This window comes from Paenibacillus sp. JT22N15 (genome assembly GCF_059383755.1).
Map to the genome: position 1 here is coordinate 24,535 of NZ_JBXENV010000003.1, position 18,738 is coordinate 43,272.

General features: G+C 47.7%; 16 protein-coding genes. 8 read left to right on the top strand and 8 right to left on the bottom strand.

All coding sequences use genetic code 11. The annotated features are described in order from the left end of the window. Positions 1 to 27: 27 nt before the first annotated feature. The 4 genes from AC50X8_RS06230 to AC50X8_RS06245 form a co-directional block, all read right to left on the bottom strand. Positions 28 to 282, bottom strand: a complete 255-nt coding sequence (locus tag AC50X8_RS06230) for a hypothetical protein (RefSeq protein WP_155972681.1) — start codon at positions 280 to 282, stop codon at positions 28 to 30. Positions 283 to 295: 13 nt separating this feature from the next. After that, positions 296 to 1,450: a Ger(x)C family spore germination protein gene (locus AC50X8_RS06235; protein ID WP_494879084.1), complete on the bottom strand. Its 1,155-nt coding sequence runs from the start codon at positions 1,448 to 1,450 to the stop codon at positions 296 to 298. 32 nt (positions 1,451 to 1,482) lie between these two features. Beyond that, positions 1,483 to 3,036 carry a spore germination protein gene (locus AC50X8_RS06240; protein ID WP_235532996.1) on the bottom strand — a complete coding sequence of 518 codons (1,554 nt, stop codon included), beginning with the start codon at positions 3,034 to 3,036 and terminating at the stop codon, positions 1,483 to 1,485. Between the two features lie 118 nt (positions 3,037 to 3,154). Next, positions 3,155 to 4,099, bottom strand: coding sequence for a serine hydrolase domain-containing protein (locus AC50X8_RS06245; protein ID WP_494879085.1), 945 nt, complete (start codon positions 4,097 to 4,099; stop codon positions 3,155 to 3,157). 282 nt (positions 4,100 to 4,381) lie between these two features. Here AC50X8_RS06245 and AC50X8_RS06250 point away from each other — a divergent pair, with 282 nt between their 5' ends. Next, positions 4,382 to 4,903 carry a PadR family transcriptional regulator gene (locus AC50X8_RS06250; protein ID WP_081418542.1) on the top strand — a complete coding sequence of 174 codons (522 nt, stop codon included), beginning with the start codon at positions 4,382 to 4,384 and terminating at the stop codon, positions 4,901 to 4,903. A gap of 15 nt (positions 4,904 to 4,918) precedes the next feature. After that, positions 4,919 to 6,436, top strand: a complete 1,518-nt coding sequence (locus AC50X8_RS06255) for a DHA2 family efflux MFS transporter permease subunit (RefSeq protein ID WP_494879086.1) — start codon at positions 4,919 to 4,921, stop codon at positions 6,434 to 6,436. Positions 6,437 to 6,696: 260 nt separating this feature from the next. Here AC50X8_RS06255 and AC50X8_RS06260 read toward each other — a convergent pair whose 3' ends face one another. After that, positions 6,697 to 7,230 (bottom strand): Asp23/Gls24 family envelope stress response protein, encoded by a 534-nt coding sequence (locus AC50X8_RS06260; protein ID WP_056028220.1) that lies wholly within the window; start codon positions 7,228 to 7,230, stop codon positions 6,697 to 6,699. Positions 7,231 to 7,713: 483 nt separating this feature from the next. Between AC50X8_RS06260 and AC50X8_RS06265 the strand changes: the two genes are divergently transcribed. Continuing rightward, a complete protein-coding gene (locus tag AC50X8_RS06265) occupies positions 7,714 to 9,309 on the top strand; it encodes a M4 family metallopeptidase (protein ID WP_056028217.1) in 1,596 nt (531 codons plus the stop codon). Between the two features lie 195 nt (positions 9,310 to 9,504). After that, positions 9,505 to 10,305, top strand: a complete 801-nt coding sequence (gene murI / locus AC50X8_RS06270; RefSeq protein ID WP_056028214.1) for a glutamate racemase — start codon at positions 9,505 to 9,507, stop codon at positions 10,303 to 10,305. Between the two features lie 103 nt (positions 10,306 to 10,408). On the opposite strand, the gene AC50X8_RS06275 is transcribed toward murI, so the two are convergent. After that, on the bottom strand, positions 10,409 to 10,780 hold the full coding sequence (locus AC50X8_RS06275) for a hypothetical protein (RefSeq protein ID WP_494879087.1): 372 nt from the start codon (positions 10,778 to 10,780) through the stop codon (positions 10,409 to 10,411). Positions 10,781 to 11,008: 228 nt separating this feature from the next. On the opposite strand from AC50X8_RS06275, the gene AC50X8_RS06280 reads away from it, so the two are divergent. Further along, positions 11,009 to 11,323: an ArsR/SmtB family transcription factor gene (locus tag AC50X8_RS06280; RefSeq protein ID WP_056032582.1), complete on the top strand. Its 315-nt coding sequence runs from the start codon at positions 11,009 to 11,011 to the stop codon at positions 11,321 to 11,323. 62 nt (positions 11,324 to 11,385) lie between these two features. Here the strand turns inward: AC50X8_RS06280 and AC50X8_RS06285 are convergent, their stop codons facing one another. Further along, positions 11,386 to 12,174: a M15 family metallopeptidase gene (locus AC50X8_RS06285; protein ID WP_494879088.1), complete on the bottom strand. Its 789-nt coding sequence runs from the start codon at positions 12,172 to 12,174 to the stop codon at positions 11,386 to 11,388. 199 nt (positions 12,175 to 12,373) lie between these two features. Here AC50X8_RS06285 and AC50X8_RS06290 point away from each other — a divergent pair, with 199 nt between their 5' ends. From AC50X8_RS06290 to AC50X8_RS06300, 3 genes are all read left to right on the top strand, one after another. Beyond that, the gene (locus AC50X8_RS06290) at positions 12,374 to 13,516 is read left to right on the top strand and encodes a winged helix DNA-binding domain-containing protein (RefSeq protein WP_056028192.1); all 1,143 of its coding nucleotides are present in this window, start codon (positions 12,374 to 12,376) and stop codon (positions 13,514 to 13,516) included. 269 nt (positions 13,517 to 13,785) lie between these two features. Continuing rightward, positions 13,786 to 14,709, top strand: a complete 924-nt coding sequence (cysD, locus tag AC50X8_RS06295) for a sulfate adenylyltransferase subunit CysD (RefSeq protein ID WP_268795390.1) — start codon at positions 13,786 to 13,788, stop codon at positions 14,707 to 14,709. Position 14,710: 1 nt separating this feature from the next. Further along, positions 14,711 to 16,360: a GTP-binding protein gene (locus AC50X8_RS06300; protein ID WP_494859807.1), complete on the top strand. Its 1,650-nt coding sequence runs from the start codon at positions 14,711 to 14,713 to the stop codon at positions 16,358 to 16,360. Between the two features lie 295 nt (positions 16,361 to 16,655). Here AC50X8_RS06300 and AC50X8_RS06305 read toward each other — a convergent pair whose 3' ends face one another. Then, positions 16,656 to 18,572: a glycosyl hydrolase family 18 protein gene (locus AC50X8_RS06305; RefSeq protein ID WP_494879089.1), complete on the bottom strand. Its 1,917-nt coding sequence runs from the start codon at positions 18,570 to 18,572 to the stop codon at positions 16,656 to 16,658. Between the last annotated feature and the right edge of the window lie 166 nt (positions 18,573 to 18,738).

Below are 18,738 nucleotides of genomic sequence, written 5' to 3' on the forward strand. Positions count from 1 at the left end.
CTGATTCTGCTCCTTTCCTCGCCCAACCTAGCCTTTCACCCCCAGCATGCTGCTAATCTGTTTGGCAGGCCCGCCCAATAGCTGCTCAACGACGTCGAAATAATCGAACCAGTCTTTGTTCAAGACATAATCTATACTCATATACAGGCATGCCGCTGTAATAAATGAATAGAGCCAAACTGCGGGGCCTTTCATCTTCCCGCGTAGAGTGAGGCTGTCATACAGCAGCATGCCCCCGAATAAAACCGTAGCAATCAGTGCCCGCTCCCACATCAACATCATCCTTCCCGCCTTGCTACGATGCAGGTTTGCTGTTCATCGTCCCGCCCGTAACGAGTTTAAACTCTACCTTCACATCAATCGGCAGCTCCGCAAAGCGCTCATCCCAGTCTGGCTGAAGCTTGTGCCACGCCCCCGGGCTCTGGCGGTAAATCTGGTTGCCGATGCCGATAACCTCCAGCTTATTTTTTTGCAAAAATTTTAACGTCGCTGAAGTTTGTCTCAATAGAGCAGCGCTAAATTTTTCGAGGAAGGCTTGCTCATCCTTTTTGGTAACAATAGCTGTGCATTTTAGCTCTGTAATGGCTAGCTCCCCTTTAATGCGGTAGCTGACTAAGGGATTTCCATCCTTCATTGTTACTTTGCTTGCTGTACGCAGAGCCAGCACTTCCGCTGTTTCTTTCTCGCCCTTCATGCCTTCGCAAGGAATCTCCAGCACACCGGAATGGTATTCATTTCGTAAAGCGAGCAGCCCCTCTACCTTATCGGGAGGCATTACCTTCTTCATTTTTCCGTTCTTGATTAAGGCAAGCCCCGCTGTGGACAACGTCTGCTCCGGATTAGAATTTCTGTAAACATAGGAGATTACCGTGTCTGGATGCGCGCTTTCCTGTTGAAGAAGCAAATCGAGCAGGGAGGTGTCCATTGTTTTCGCCGCATTGAGATAGGAGAACTCTTCTGTTCGAAGAATTTGCTGCGCTGTCGTCTGCTCAATGAGCGGCTGCTTCTCGAGCAGCTTGTGAGCGGGTCCTTTGGATATAAGCAGCTTGACGCTGCTGCGCGGTTCATGGTCACGATAAAAAATATCGAGTGTTTTTCCGAGATCCTGATTTCTCGCCAGCTTCTCACCGACGATAATGACTCGCGTATGGCTCCATTGGGCTTTACGGCCCAAATGGATCGGAATATCGCGTATCGCCTCCATTACGGTATCATCTTGCGTATGAATGCTTACGCTGGACGTTTGCGTGGTTGCGGATTTGCCGGTTTCTACGGAGGCGGGACGATAAATTTGGGTGAGCATTTCGATTTTTCCGTCCTTCGTTTCGTCGAGGGCAACGCCCATCACAAAACCGCGCTCGGTCAGCTCGTATTTGCTCCAGCAGCCCGTTAGCAGCATGAAACTCATGAATAGAGAGGCAATCAGTAAAATGCCGGTTTGTTTTTTCATACAGATCCCATCTCTTTGATTTTTTGAGCTTCTTAATGCTTATGCAAATTTTGCGGCTTGCGCAGCAGCTTTTTGAGCGAGATTCTCATAATGACATCTCGAAGCTCGACCAGCCGAAAAGGAGCGAGCGGAGCCATATAAGGCTGACCAAGCGACCTAAGCTTGCACAGATGCAGCAAAATGAACAAGAAGCAAATCATCATGCCGAAGCCCCCGAGCAGCGCAGCGCAAAGCATGAGCGGAAACCGCAAAATACGGAGCGCAATCGCGATGCCATATTGCGGAATAGAGAAGGAGGCGATACCCGTCAGCGCCACCACGATAACCATAATCGGTGATGCAATTCCTGCACTAATCGCGGCATCTCCAATGACAAGGGCTCCAACGATGCTCACAGCGGAGCCGACAGTCCGGGGCAAGCGAACGCCTGCCTCACGCATAAGCTCAAAAAAGAACTCCATCAGCAGCGCTTCGAAAAAGGCTGGCAGCGGCAGACCCTCGCGTGCATTCAATACTGCTAATAGAAGCACGGTAGGAATCAGCTCAGGATGAAAGGTAGATAGCGCAATATAAATGCTTGGCAGCGATAAGGCGATAATAAAAGCGAGAATGCGCAGCCAGCGAATCATCGTAGAGATGATCGTCCGTTGGTAATAATCCTCGCTCGATTGGAAAAACTCGGTGAACAACCCGGGACAAAGCAGCATGCCGCCTGTTCCCTGCACCAGCACGACGATTTTTCCCTTTAGCAAACCGGCTACAGCCATATCGGTTCTTTCTGTATAACGATGCTGAGGAAAGGGGGAGTAGCTGGAATCTTCAATAAGCTGCTCAATATAGGACGTTTCCAAAACATCTACCGTCTTAATGAGCTCCATTCGCTTCTTAAACTCGGCGAGCATCTCAGTATCCACTTTGCCTTCCAAATATCCGAAGGCGACGGTTGTGTTGGTATCGCCGCCACCGCTCATTAGCTCAATTTTGAATTTTGGCGTCTTCAGCCGCAGCCGCAGCAGTCCTAAATTTTTCTGCAAGTTTTCAACGGTGCTTTCCCGCGGCCCTTGCACGACCGATTCATTGACGGGCTCATTGACCTGTCTTGTCTCAACGGACTGGGCTTTAAAGCTGAGTGCCTGATTCCAGCCGTCGAATAAAATCAGCAGCTGTCCGCTGGAAATACCGTCTACGACAGCATCTAAATCGTTTACGAGCTGTACTTTTTTACCGGAAGGGCCATGATTCTCGAAAAAAAAGCGGACGTCCTCAATGCCAGCTTCCATTCCAGGTCCGACCTCATGCGTTACAAGATCCTGCAGCGATATTTTCATATAGTTAATGGTATCGTCTTGAATAAGCGAGCTGTAATAGATCGAGCATGCTTTATGCAACATATCGGGACCGTAATGCCAATGCATAAAGATGATGTCGGAGCTGCGGTCAAAGACAGATTCCAGATAACGAAGATTATCCTCCAGTATGGAGGTGAGCGGATGCTTCCCATCGCCACTGCCTGATTGACCACTTTGTGGTACGGTTGGCATCGTTTCCTGGGTGCTTGTCCCCGTATGGCTATTCTCGGTTGTCATGTGCGTTCACCTAGTTTCCATGTCCTGGTTTCTTACATTTACCAGTATGGCTTGCCGCCTGGAAAACTATACGACATAAAAAGACAACGCCCGCAGGGGAGTTGTCTTGATTTTTAAATTATTGCTGCGCGAGCAGCGGGGCAATGTGATGACGGAAAACATCTGCGGGAGGCTTGCCTCTTTTTAGCCTGTCATTGGTGACGACTGCGACGATATTGAGGCGGGGGATGACGGTAATCGTCTGTCCGCCGAAGCCTAAAGCATAATAAAAATCGAAAGCAGAAGGCGAAGCGGATTCCGAACTTGCAGCAAAAGAATCGACCCACCAATGCCAGCCGTACTGGCCAGGGCGAGGAGATTCAGCGGCTATTGCAGGATAGACGGAGCGCTCTATTAAAGTTTGGGGGATAAGCTGCTGCCCATTCCATGTACCTTGCTGCAAATACAGCTGGCCCAGCTTCAGCATATCGGCTGGAAGCAGCCGCAGTCCAAAGCCGCCTGTATGAATGCCCTGCGGATCATGCTCCCATTCATATTGGGAAATGCCTAGCGGCTGGAACAGGTAGCGTTCGGCAAATGCAGCAGTGGTCATCTCGCTTGCTTGTACGAGAATGGCAGACAGCATTTGTGAGATGCCGGAGTTGTATTCCATGCGCGAGCCAGGCTCATCCGATAACGGCTGCTCCAAGGCAAATTGAATCCAGTTTGACGTTTGCGTCATGCGGGGGAAGGAGTTTTGTCCGCCGAACTCCGTCCAGTTGAAGCCGGCAGACATCGTCAATAGATGCTCCAGCGTAATCGTTTGTTTTCGCGGGTCAGAATCTTCGGCAAGCTGGGGGAAAAATAAAGCGGCTGGCGTCGATGCCTCTGGCAGCAGCTGCTTGTCCATCGCGATACAAATCAGGGCAGAAACGACGCTTTTTGTACAGGAATTAACTTTTGCAATTTCTTCTCTCGTACGATCATTTCGGTAATGCTCGATAATAAGCTTGCCATTATAAGACACCAGGCAGCTCCTTAAGTCCAGCGGCTCAATAGCCGGGAGCAGTGATGACAGGTTCATCTGTATTTCCCTACTTTCCTCATCCATCTCGTTCTTTCGATTATAGGGGGTTAGCGGAAAAGAAACAAATGGAAGGATGAGCGATTAGGTACGGGCTCTCTGATTCCCGCTTTGTAATTTAAGGCTGACTGCTGAATGCATAACGAATTTAGCCATGAAGCTGCTTGACTACTGTTCATATTGTTCATCGATATATGATTAAAATTCATATGTTGAACTGATATATACTTTATGTTAATATAAACTTGCGTAAAGAGATTTGCAAAGAAGGTGGGGAATTTTTTGAACAGCCAAGATGTGATTTTAGGAATTTTAATGGATGAAAATTGTTCGGGCTACGAAATCAAGCACAAATTTGAAACGCTGTTTTCGTATTTTTACAATGCCAGCTATGGGACGATTTATCCGACGCTCGGCAAGATGGAGAAGCAGGGATTAATTACGAAGGAGAGCATATTGCAGGATGGCAAGCCAAATAAAAATGTGTATACGATTACGGAAGCGGGCCGGGAACAGTTTATGCTGTATTTAAAAAGCGATATCCAGGCTGTGGAAACGAAATCCGATTTTATGGTGAGGCTCGTTTTTGGAAAATGGGCAGATCAGGAGCAAGTGATTCAATGGCTGGAGAAAACGATCGCCAAACAGGAGGAAGAGATTGCACAATTAACGGCTGATTATGCAAATTGGAAACCCAACATGAATGCCACCCAAGAGCTGTGTATCACAATCGGTATTGCCAATCAGGAGAGCTCCCATCGAATTTTAGTAGAAGGATTGCAAAAGCTGAAAGCTCAATTATAAGGAGAAGGGGTTAACATGAACAAGGAAAAAACAGGGCTGATCGTATTGGCAATGGCACTCGGCCTGCTAATGTCGTCTCTCGACAACACGATTACCTCTGCGGCACTGAGCCATATTATTAAAGACATTGGCGGATTTGAGCAGGTCAGCTGGGTATTTACCGCCTATATGCTCGCTTCAACGAGCATGATGCTCGTTTTTGGCAAAATGTCCGATTTATTTGGCCGCAAACTATTTTATCTCATTGGCATATCGATATTCCTCCTTGGTTCAGCCTTATGCGGCATGGCGCAGGATATTACCCAACTAATCGTGTTCCGTGCTATTCAAGGAATTGGTGCGGGAGCGCTGCTGCCGATCAGCTTTACGATCATTTACACGGTATTTGCCGATCCGAAGCAAGCTTCCAAAATGGCCGGCGTTTTTGCAGGTATCTTCGGCTTGTCTTCAGTTGCAGGACCGCAAATCGGGACGCTGTTATCAGAGGCGTGGGGCTGGAGATGGTGCTTTTACGTCAATGTTCCGATTGGGATCTTGTCCTTCCTTGTATTGCTCTTTGCCCTCAAGGAATCCCGTTCGGAGCGAAAGCCAAAAATCGATTATTTAGGTACGGCTTTCCTCATTATTTGCACCTTCTCCTTGATGCTCGCTTTGGAGTGGGGTGGGAAGGACTACGCCTGGACGTCTTGGCAAATTTTATCGCTGTTTGCGGTGTCAATTATCGTGGGCATGCTGTTTATATCCGTTGAGCTGCGTGCAGAGGAGCCGATATTGCCATTAGTTTTGTTCAAAAATCGGATGGTCGTCGGGCTATGTCTCGCCTGTCTCTGTCAGGGAGCGATTATGTTTTCGGCCATTGCTTATTTGCCGATTTTCTCAACTGCCGTATTAGGGCAGGAAAACTCCAACGCTTTGTTGACTCCGATGATGGTTTCGTTAATATCCGGAGCGGTTTTGTTTGGCTTTTTGCAATCCAAATTTGCTTATCGAACGCTTATTGCTTTCACAATGACAGCGGGAGTTATCGTCAGCTACTTGCTCAGTACGGTTAGCCATGATGCTTCCAAGTGGTATATGATGGGTCTTATGATACTGCTTGGGCTCGGAGCTATCGGCCCTTTGATGAGCATGTCACAGACAGCTATGGCGGCAAGCGTGGAACGCAAATACATCGGTATTAGCTCGTCCATCGTTGGTTTCTGGCGCAGCATTGGCGGCGTTCTCGGCGCATCAATCATGGCGACCATAGTCAACAATAACTTGAAGACGCTGCTGTCGGATGGAGCGGCTGAGCACCATATTCCACAGGATCAGATTGCGACGCTGGCGAATCCAGAGCAACTTGTGCGAGGGGCCGGCAATGTTCCGCAAGATATTGTTGCTTTCGTGCGTGATTCTTTGGGAACCGCGATAAACCATGGATTTATGCTAAGTATTGTCTTCGCTGTTCTTGGCATTGTGGCGGCCTTCGTTGCAGGCCCAGGCAGGCAAAGCATTCCTAATGCACAATCCGCTGCCAAGCAGGCTTCATGAGCAGGTTAACTAAGCTGCATAGAGCCTAAAGGTAAGATGCTGGCATAAGCGCTAAGGATCAATAGGATTGCAAGTGAACAAAAGAACGTCGAGCGTTGGGCTCGCCGTTCACCTGGAGGTATTGAATTGCTGCCGGGGATTTTGAAGCAATAGCAGCTTAAAGGATTTATAGCGAGCTCAATAAATAAAACAAGCCTTTGCATTCCATATGGAACGCGAAGGCTTGTTTTATTTCAAGAGAAGTACTGCCAAGTGTTATCTTAGTACATTGCGAATATCGCAGCAAAAATAAAGCCACCTACGCCAAGCACCGTCAGAAACAGTGGAGGAGCGGATAAAATAATGCCTGCAATCGCCATGCCTTTGCCGCTGGAGGAACGTTTGGAGGCCAAACCGAATATAAATCCGAGCAGGCTGAAAATGAAAATGAGAATAGCAGAAATTATGACGCTTGCCATTCCAGCTGTATCACTGGCATAGGGATTTAGTGCCGTTCCGATAAAACTAAACAAGCCTCCAACGCACAGCAATACGCTGATAATGCCAAAAATAAGCGATATAATCGCTAAGGCCAGCCTATTTTTTGGCTGATTCTTGTTCGCTGCTGGTGCAGCCTGTGGTGCGGGTTGCCCAGCAGCTGGAGGAGCGGCTTGACGTGCTGCTGCAGTTGCTTGTCCGGCAGCAACTCGCGGATTGGCAACTGGCCGCCCTGTTTGGGCACTGGTAGGTCGCGCTGCCGAGGGTTGCCCAGGTCTATAGGTCGTCGTTCCTGGTCTTCTAGGCGGTGTTTGCAAGAATAGGACTCCCATCTATAGTTATATAGTCTCTCTATACCTTTCAACATTCGTCAAAGTTTTCCAAAATCCTTTTTTGGGATAATTATTTTTTATTTATATTATTTTATATTAGCTTGCTACTAAACTAGACTGCCATTAAACAAGAATAGATTTAGTAAACGCCATGATTATGGGAGACAAAGAGCAAATGAATTAGCGTAATCTAACATAGAAGGTTAGAAGAAATTTCCAAAAATCTCAAAAAAAGCTTCACAAATGATAGACTCTCGTAGTAATATGAAATCAGCTCCAAGGGTTTGCAAATATTTCCTTATTAGGTGGGTGATAGGTTTTAACTAGACTGCCAGCAAAAAAAGGTAAACGGTCCGTCGCAATCGTCTCTCATCCCAGATAACAGCTTTGGCATCCGCCTGAATGAACAATCAACAGGAATTCGCTCGCGCTTATAACCTAGTATTCATATTGGAGGAGTGTATTTTTATGAAAAAGAAAGTAGCTTCTATTGTTGCAGGTATGCTCGTGTTTGGTTCATTCGCTTCGATTGTCGCAGCGGAAGAAAATAACGATTCAAGTGATTTTTTCGCTGATTCCTCGCAAATTTTCATTACGGCGCCTGATTGGGTAGCTCCTTTAGCTGTATCGCCTGAGGAAAAGGTATGGGGCTATTTGGAAAGTGTAAGAGACCAATTAAATGTTGGCGAAGAGGGCAATATTCGTGATCATTTCCGTATTGTAGAACAGCAGACCAATAGTTCAACGGGAACGATCCATTTTAGGCTGAGCCAATATGCATCAGGCATTCCTGTATATGGTGCCGATCAAACGCTTCATGTTGACAGTGAGGGGCAAGTGACTTCACTGCTTGGAAGCGTTGTTGAAAATGTGCAGGACAAGCTTCCGCAAACGATCGCTCCGGTCATTCCGATTAGCGAAGCAGATGCGATTGCCGCTGCCGAGGCTGATGTATCGCAGGAGTATGGAACGCTTGGCGAGCCGCAAACGACTCCTAAAGCAGAATTATATTATTTTGTGCAGGATGGCGAACCGGTGCTGTCTTATATTACAGAAGTGAACGTGCTGGAGCCTGAGCCGCTGCGGGTTAGATATTTTATCGCGGCAGAGACAGGCAGCGTATTGTTTAAATATAATATTTTACATGAAATAACAGGTTCGGGAACAGGTGTGAACGGCGATAGCAAAACGTTTGAAACGAGGCTCGTGGGTTCCTCTTATCAGCTGTACGATGCAACGCGCGGGGGTGGCATTGCAACCTACAATGCAAATAATGGAATCTCGCTACCGGGGACGCTCTTCTCCCGATCAACGAACATTTGGACGGATGGGGCTGCTGTTGACGCTCATGCTTATGCAGCAAAAACCTATGATTATTATTGGCAGAAATTTGGCCGCAACAGCTTGAACAACAATGGTCTTCAGCTCCGTTCCACCGTACATTATTATACGAACTATAACAATGCCTTCTGGAATGGCGTACAAATGGTGTACGGCGATGGCGATGGCGTAACCTTTAAGCCGTTGTCTGGCGATTTGGATGTAGTTGGTCATGAGTTCACGCATGGCGTAACCGAATATACGGCTAATTTGGAGTATTACGGCGAGTCGGGAGCTATTAACGAATCGATCTCCGATATTATCGGCAATTCCATTGAAGGGGATAACTGGCTGATCGGGGATGATGTATACACGCCAAACATTTCAGGCGATGCGATTCGCTCGCTTGCTGATCCGACTTTGTATAATCAGCCCGCACATTACAGCAACCGCTATACGGGTTCCGCTGACAATGCCGGCGTGCATATCAATAGCGGCATTAACAATAAGGCGTTTTATTTGCTTGCACAAGGCGGAACGTTCAGTGGGGTGAGTGTTACGGGTATCGGCAGGGAGCAAGCGGTACAAATTTACTACAATGCGCTGGTGTACTATTTGTCGACCTTCTCTAATTTCTCCGCTACGCGTGCAGCAGTCATCCAATCGGCAACAGAGCTGTACGGCGCAACTTCTACGCAAGTAGCATCGGTTAAACAAGCTTATAATGCGGTAGGCGTATATTAATAGAATAGAAGTACAATGAAATAGAATAGGAAAGAAAGGCCAATCAGAAACTTCTGGTTGGTCCTTTTTATGGAAAAAATTTATAAGCTACATCATGAAAAGCTGCGCATTATCTTCTTGGCTGCTCTTGCCTATAACCAACTATCGCGCTATGCTTGTATTAGTATTTATTACATAAGTTAAGGATCGATAAAAATGAAAATCGGATTTTTGGATTCGGGCATTGGAGGTCTAACCGTCATGGCAACGGCGATTCAAATGCTTCCTGCCCAGGATTATCTTTTTATGGCTGATAATTTGCACGTCCCCTATGGAACGAAGTCGAAGGAAGAAGTCAGAGCCTATATTTTGGAGGCCGTTGAGACGATGGTTGGCGAGGGGATGGATGCGCTGGTTGTAGCTTGCAATACGGCCACTAGTATTGCTGTTGCCGAGCTGCGAACGATGTACTCTTTTCCTATTGTCGGTATGGAGCCGGCAGTCAAACCAGCCGTTGAGATGAACCGCAAGACAGGGAAGAGGGTGCTGGTGTTCGCGACACCGTTGACGCTTCAGCAGCCAAAATATTATGCCCTTGTCTCACGTGTGGACGATGAGGGGATAGTAGATTCCTTGCCCCTTCCAGAGCTCGTCCATTATTGTGAGGAGCTGCAGTTTGACAAAAGCATTATGAGCGACTATTTCCGCTCCAAGCTTGCTGACTATGATTTGGACCGTTATGGCATGATTGTGCTGGGTTGTACCCATTATCCTTTCTACAAAGGGCTGCTCCGCGAAATATTGCCGCCGCACATTCAAATTATAGATGGCAATGTGGGAACGGTAAAACGTCTTATGGCGCTGCTAAGCCGTGTTGGCATGGTAGGCGGCGTACGAAGCGGCAGCGTTCGCTTTATGTGTACCGGCAATGATGCTGCTTACATTGAGAAAATCCGTACCGCATTCGAATTGATTAGCGAGAGCAGCGTACAGAATGAAGAAATTATGAAAGAATAATGATGGAATAATAAATGAAACAGTCTAAAGCTGATGCCTTCTGCAAGGGGGCGGCTTTAGGCTGTTTGCTTTTTCCTCGTGTAATGCTTGGGAGAGAAAGTACTCATTTGAGCTTCGTAATCCAGAAGCCAAGCACGACGACGGCGAGCCCGACGATCGTTTTCCAATTGGGCATTTCCCGCAAAAACATCATGCCAATGATGACACAGACCAAAATTTCAATGCCTTTCGACAAGGTGAGGGCGAAGGTCAAATTGCCAAACCCTTTATACATAAATTTGACGCCGAAGCCAATCATGACATTTGCAGCAAAAATGACGGGCAGCAGCTTGAACTGGTACCAAATCGTGGCCCAGAAAACGGGATCAATATGCTTGCTTTGATAAGCGAATACGGCATTCACCGCGAATAATCCTCCAAGCAGTAGGGCGACAGCATAAACGAGCAGCATGCGTTTGCGGCTCCTTTCATTCATTAATTCCGTTGCGATTATATGTTGCCCAAGGGAAAGATTTTTAAAAGGAGGCAATTAAAAAAAGCACAAAAGCAGCCCTAAACGAATCAGCCCTGTCGTTTCCCAAGAGGAAAGAGACAGGGCTTTATCGAACGGATGACAGCTTAGCACATCCCGCTGAAATAATGCAAGGAATAGTTTGAAAATCGGGCATTGAAACATCCCACAGGATATGGTACGTTGGGCAGTATGAGAACGATGAGAGTACCAGAAGCCAATGAAATGAAGCTCACAACGGTGCTTCACGCGCTGAGCGACCCTGTGCGGCTTAAAATTGTTTTATGTTTGGCTCGGACAGGAGAGAAAAACTGTTCTTCTTTCGAGGTCGAGCATCTGTCCAAATCGACGTTGTCGCATCATGTCAAAATACTGCGCGAAGGAGGAATCATTCAGCCGCGAATTGAAGGCAAGCAGCATTATTATTCGATTCGTCGGGATAATCTGGACTTATGTTTTCCAGGGCTGCTGGATTCCATTCTGGCAACGGACGAGCAGTATATTTGAGAGAATTTGAGGGGGGAGCATACAAAAAAAGCGGCCGCTTGGCCGCTTTTTTTGTATGTTCATTAACGTTTCCCGGATACCGGAACCGCATTGTAGTATTCATCGAGCGTAATTTCGCGCTCGTTCAGCTCTTTAGCCAGCTCCTTGCCGACGTAGCGGATGTGCCAAGGCTCATATTTGTAGCCGGTCAAGCTGTCTTTCCCTTCGGGATAACGAATAATGTAGCCATACTCCCAGGCATGATCAGCGAGCCAGCCTGCTTCAGGCGTACCCGCAAAACAATCCTCCGCAGCACATTTGCCATCCGCTCCCGTAACATCAATTGCAAGGCCGGTCTGATGCTCACTCGTGCCTGGAACAGCGCTGTACATGCGAGCGGCTTCTTCGCCATCTTTTTTCACATAATTGTCGAACAGCGTTTTCTGGCGATCATAAGAACGGTAGCCGGAAACGCCAGCGAGTTGAATGCCATCACCAGATGCTCCGGCGAATAATTGCTCCAAAGCGTCAGCCGCTTCCTTGCGCAGCATGCGCTTGTCGATTTTCTCAGTGAAGGTGAACGCTACATCGGGATATACCAAATCCTGCGGCTCGTAGCCTTCTGGCAAGCTGTATTGCTTATTTACGAGCACGAAGGCTGCCGTAGGGTTCGCTACGACAAGCAAATCGTCAACCGTACCTGACGTTTCCTGCACGGCGGTATCCCCCGCTTCCCCAGCAGCATCGGTATTCGCATTATTCGCTGGCAATTGGCTCGCTATAGGCGATACGGTTTCCTGCGCGCCAGTGCAGCCAAAGGCAAACAGCAGCAGCAGAACCGTCAAAGCTTGTCCTGTCCTTTTCATCCTCATGTTCAAAAACGCCTCCTCATGTGATCCCTATGACGAATTATAACGGGTACTTGTTTCGAAATATGTAGAAAATGTATCAAAATTGTAACATTTTTATCCGTAAAAGCATGAGCGTGTTTCAGTCAAGCTGAAACACCGTTCGTACCCTGTGGTAAAATGGAAGCAGAAATGCACGCATTTTGTGCAAGAGGGGTGCCGGATGAATATAAACAGGATAGCAGGGCTTCGGCTGCAAAATCAAGGAATCGCATCAGCTGAAAGCAATTGGTCGCCTAAACAGGTAGTAGGGCAGCTCGGTGCAGTGCAGGCCCAGGATTATATGCAGGCCATGTGGGCGATTGGCCTGCGCTCGCCTGGGGCGACATTGTCCAAGGTGGAGCAGAGCATTAAGGACCGCGAGATGGTACTGACCTGGACGCAGCGCGGAACGATTCATTTTGTGCCAACAGAGGATGTATTATGGCGGTTGTCCCTTGCTGCCCCGCGTTTGCTTCAGCAGTCAAGACGGCGGAGAGAGCAGCTGGAGTTAGATGATGCTACGCTTGCGCGCAGCGAAAGCTTGATTCGCAACAGGCTGCAAGGGGGAGTACAGGTTTCGCGCGGAGAACTGCTAGAGCAATTGGAGCGGGCGGGCATACGCACGGACAGCCAGCGGGGTTATCACATTTTATGGCATAGCGCCTATAAAGGGCTGATTTGCTTTGGACCGATAAGCGGCAAGCAGCAAACGTTCGTTTTGCTTGATGAATGGGTACCAGATGCGCAGCAATTGACGCGTGAACATGCGCTTGCCAAGCTCGCTTTGCGCTATTTTACCGCTCATGGCCCTGCTACCGTTCATGATTTTGCCTGGTGGTCAGGGATGACGCTTGGCGATGCAAGGGAAGGACTGGAAGCCATAAAAGGCCAGCTGGATAGGGAGCGAATCGACGGCAGCGACTATTGGATGGTAAAGCAGACAGATGGTGCTTGGACAGAGCAGGGGGAAAAGAGGCCTTCGAAGGAGGAGAAGCAGGAAGACAAAGCTTCTGCCGTTTATTTGCTGCCGGGCTTTGATGAATATATTTTAGGTTACAAGGAACGCAGCGCCGTGTTGAAGCCTGAAATTGCTCAGCGGATTGTTCCTGGCAATAATGGCGTTTTTCTGCCGATGGTTGTGGTTAATGGACAAGTCGTAGGCACTTGGAAACGAACCGTTAAGAAGAAGGGAGTCGATGTCGTCATTCATCCCTTCGAGCCTCTTGATGAATTTAAGGAGGGCATTGAACAGCGTGCAGAAGCTTATGCGAAATTCATGGAGCTGCCGCTGGGGAGGCTGGCGTTTGAGCAGGTGGTTAAGTAAGGTGCAAAAAAATTACGTCTTCAAAGCGAGCGAGAGCTTTCAATAATTCGCGGCAAATCATAGCTTGATGCACATCATCCCTACATTTTTTCTAAAATGGAATTATCCAATCCAATTGTGTGTAGTTCCATTGTGCTTTTTGATGAAAACGGATGGATTAAAAAAATAAAAGAATTCACTTTATTCCACTTTGCATAAAAGTGAAAATCTGATACGATATATATTATAGTCTATAGATTTAGTAAGGATTAAAGGGAGGCACTTTTTTCATGGACAAATTGATGCTTGATTCCATAGATGCAATGACACATCTGGATCAACTCGAGGCTGAGGCGATTTATATTATTCGAGAAGTAGCGGCGGAAAGTGAAAATCCCGTGATGCTGTACTCGATCGGTAAGGATAGCTCCGTGATGCTGCATTTGGCGCTGAAAGCATTTTATCCGGAGAAGCCGCCGTTTCCTTTCATGCATATTGATACAACGTGGAAATTCAAAGAGATGATTGAATTCCGCGACCGCAAGGCGAAAGAATTCGGAATCAACATGCTTGTTCACTCCAATCAGGAAGGGATTGAGCAAGGGATCAACCCCTTCGATCATGGCTCCGCCTATACGGATATTATGAAAACCCAAGCCCTGAAGCAGGGCCTAGACAAATACGGATTTACAGCTGCTTTTGGCGGTGGAAGACGTGATGAGGAAAAGTCACGTGCGAAGGAGCGGATTTTCTCATTCCGTAATAAAAATCATGCCTGGGATCCGAAAAACCAGCGGCCGGAAATGTGGAAGCTTTTCAACACAAGAATTAATAAGGGTGAAAGCATCCGCGTATTCCCGATTTCCAACTGGACAGAAAAAGATATTTGGCAATACATTCGCAGAGAGAACATTGATATTGTTCCGCTCTATTTAGCGAAAGAAAGGCCTGTCGTTAATCGCGATGGACAGATCATCATGGCGGATGATGAGCGGATGAAGCTCGAGCCGGGTGAGAAGATTGAAATGATGAAGATGAGATTTCGCACATTAGGCTGCTATCCGCTGACTGGCGGCGCCCAGTCAGATGCGGACACGCTGGATGCTATTATTGAAGAAACACTTGGTGCGGTATCATCCGAACGGACAACAAGGGTGATCGACCAGGAAGAAGCGGGAAGCATGGAAAGACGTAAACGGGAGGGCTATTTCTAAGATGAAGAGTCTGCTTAAATTTATTACTTGTGGCAGTGTGGATGACGGCAAATCCACATTGATTGGACATATGCTTTATGAGGCTAAGCTTTTGTTCGCCGACCAGGAGAGAGCATTGGAGCTGGACAGCAGGCTGGGCAGCCGCGGCGGCAAAATTGACTACTCCTTGCTTCTTGACGGGCTGATAGCCGAACGTGAGCAAGGGATTACGATTGATGTCGCTTATCGGTATTTTACGACGGATCACCGTTCGTTCATAGTAGCGGACACGCCGGGGCACGAAGAATATACACGCAACATGGCCGTAGGCGCATCTTTTGCGGATCTTGCCATTATTCTGGTGGACGCAACGAAAGGGATTATTACTCAAACGAAGCGCCATACCCGGATTTGCGCCCTCATGGGGATTAAGCATCTGGTGTTGGCGGTAAACAAAATGGATTTGGTGGATTTTGATACGAAGATTTTTGATGAAATCAAAGAAGACTTCTCTCGCATCTCCGCTGAATTCCAGTTTGAAAGCATTCAGGTGATCCCTGTTTCTGCAACAGAAGGGGATAACATTACGAAGAAATCGCCGAATACGCCTTGGTACAAGGGTCTTCCTTTGCTACCCTATTTGGAGGGTGTTGATGTTCATTCGAATGATGACGTGAAGCCGTTTATGATGCCCATTCAGCGGGTATGCAGGCCAGACCACACATTCCGCGGATTCCAAGGTCAGATTGAAGCCGGCAGCATCGCAGTTGGCGATGAACTGACAACTCTGCCTAGCCGTGAGAAGGCGAAGGTTAAACGAATCTTTGTAACAGACCAAGACAGAAATTCGGCTCATGCCGGACAACCTGTCACAATTCAATTAGATCGGGAAGTCGACGTTTCACGAGGTTGTGTATTTACGAAGGACAATCAGCTCCAAGAGGCCGACAGCTTTAGCGCCACGATTCTTTGGATGGATGATTCTGTCCTGACGCCGGGAAAAAATGCTCTGGTGAAGGTAGGTACAAAGGTTCTTCCTGGTACTGTGACGGCGATTAATTACAAAATTGATATTAATACAGGCAATACAGTTACAGCCGATCATGTGGTTAAGAATGAAGTGGCTAAATGTGAAATTTCATTATCGGATGGTATTGTTTTTGATGCGTTTGAAAAAAATAAAAGCATCGGTGGATTTATTCTCATCGATCGTGTAACGAATATGACATCCGCTTGCGGCGTCATTGACGAAGCTCTTCAAAGCTCTGATAGTGCGGGCCAGATCGATACGGAAATCACAAGAGATGTTCGTGCCCAGCAAAAAGGACAGCAGCCATTAACGCTTTGGCTTCCTGGATCAGTTTCGGGCAACTTGGCTCTTGCGAAGGGAATCGAGAAACGGTTGGTAGCGAGAGGCTATCATACGATGCTAATCGATAACAGCTTAGGAGAATCTGTGCGGCAAATCGCGGGTTATGCGACATTGCTAAATGATGCGGGACTTATTGCATTGGTACTGGCCGGTTCTGCGAACGACAACGATCAAGCCATTGCGCAAGAAATAATCGGCCAAGCCTTTTTGCCAATCGATGTTGCTGTAAACAGCTCTTCGATCGAGGAAGCGGCCAATGATGCCGTAAAACGTGTTGTGAAGGCTCTCATTCAAGTATAGTTTCTTGTTGAATTCGGTCAGGATATCAAGAGAAGCCTAGAACGGTTAATATAAAACCGTACTCGAGAAGCCGCCCTCCAACTAATTGGAGGGCGGCTTCTCCTGCTTATGTATATAAGATGTTATAGGATTCTCATGTAGAGGTAGTATGTGATGAGTAGTATAGTATGATAGGCCAGCAGCTTCAAGGATTTAAGTGTAGCCAAACTAATACAGTTTTCATAAAAAAAGGTCAAGCCAAGGGACTATTAGCCCGTAGCTTGACCTTTCTCAATAATTAAGTAAAAAAAACAAATTATTTCAAACGCAGCATCATCGTCCACAAATCGGCGCTTTCGTAGCCAAGGCGCCACGCTGCAACACCTGCGAGATCATATTTTTTCGCCATATTGATGCGGGCTTGCACGGTTGAAGCGGTCTCTGCCCAGAATACGTAGGTGAAACCATCTTTTACATATGTGTATTTCGTTTGACCGGATGCTACATCCGGCGTAGCTACAGCGTTCGTATCTTTAATGAGCTGCGGCACTTCCTTCATATAAATCGCACGATTACTGATGAGGGCACCCGAGTTGTCCAGCTTCCACTCGCGAACGTAGAAAGGAATGCCGAGCATCAGCTTTTTGCGGGGAATGCCGTAATCCAGAAACTGTTTAACTCCCTCTTCAGCCCAAGCCAAGCTGGATACGGAGCCCGCTTCCGGGCCTGTGCTCCAGTGCTCGTCATAAGCCATAATAATAATCGTATCGACAATGCCTGACAGTGCAGTGTGGTCATACGCCGTTGCCTGATTCCAGCTGGCGCTGCCGCGCGGCAGGTCGATCGATACTTTTATGCCTTTGGCATGAACAGCTTTCGTGAGTGCTTTAACAAAAGCGGTATAGCTTGCCCGGTCTGCTCCAGCTACCTCTTCAAAATCAATATTGAGTCCATAGACGCGAAGGGCCGCAAGCTTGGTGACAAGGCTGTTAATGAAAGCAGACTGAGCTGCCGAATTGGCAAGAAAGGCACTCGTCATCTTTTTATCAAACTGGTTGTGCAGGAGCGGCATGACGAGAATGCCCTGCGCCTTCAAGGTACTGGCCGTCGCCGCATCGGACATATCGTTCAGCTTGCCACTCGCATCGCCTAGCTCGAACCAAGTCGGTGAATCAATATCGAGCCCTTGTGTCCCCGCAACATGCCCCAAAATCGTCTGGCTGTTCGAAGAGCCATTCCAGCCCATATAAATCAGCTTTGTGACATTGCTCCATAATACTCGTCCATCCGCGTTACGAACGGTGGCGTTCGCGTAGCTTTTGGCGAGTGTGACGGCGGATTCTTTGGTGTGTACGCTTTTAATGATTTTATCGTTTTGATAAACGGATAAATAAGGCTTGTTGGTCCACCAGACGACGTTATTGTATACGACATCGGCGCCTGCATATTTTTTGGCAAAGGGTATCGCGGCTTCCATACTAATAAAAGCTTTTACGGTTTTGCCGCTTTGCTGTACTTCATAGCTGCGTACATTTGAGAAAACGACCTTGCCTTTCGCAGTATTGGTTACTTCACTGCCCTCTTGCTTAGCTGCTGCTTGAACAGCGTCATAGAGGTAAGCGTATGTTTTGGTGCCGGAAATTTGCCCGCCATCCTTCGTGATCGTGTACACGGCTTTGCCTGCACGCTGCTCTTTCTTTTGCGCCGCCGTCACATTGTCCCATACCCACTCATTCGTGGAACGTTTAATAATATGGGCATTGCCCCAATTGGCAGCTTCCTTCTTAGCGGCTGCAAGAGTAGCAAAGCCCCAGCTGCTTTTCGTATTTTCGCCCTGATAGAGCTGGAATTTGGCATAAGATTCGTACACCCAGCCCGGCTGCTGCAAATCTCGAATATGTACTTGACCTAGCTGCTTCGCTGCGGCCTGTGCTTGCTCGTAGGTGCGATACTCCCATTTAGGATTGGAGGCGCCGCCTTGATATACCTTATACCTCGGGAAATTGTCCCATACCCACACCCGGCTCGCTATTTGCTCGACATGGCTGTAGGCAAAGCTCTGGGCATAGGCAATCGCCTGCTTCTCGGTTGCAAACTCCTTGAGCGACGCATCGTTCTGATACACCCGGTACTTCGTCGCGGAGCTCGCGGCCATGCTGCTTCCCGCAGCAAAAGCCTGGCTCAGCATAAGCAGCACCAGCAAAGCGGTCAGCTTTCTCATTTTGAATTTCATAATCGTTCTATCACTCTCCTCTAGTTTCTCTACTCTATTAGACGCAACGGGAGGCTGGAGGTTGCGAAGACAGCTGCCTTATTCCATCAGGTAAAAAAATGAAATAAATATGGGTGGATAAAAAAGGTGGAAAACAATAACAATAAGGACAGCAAAGCAGGAGGTG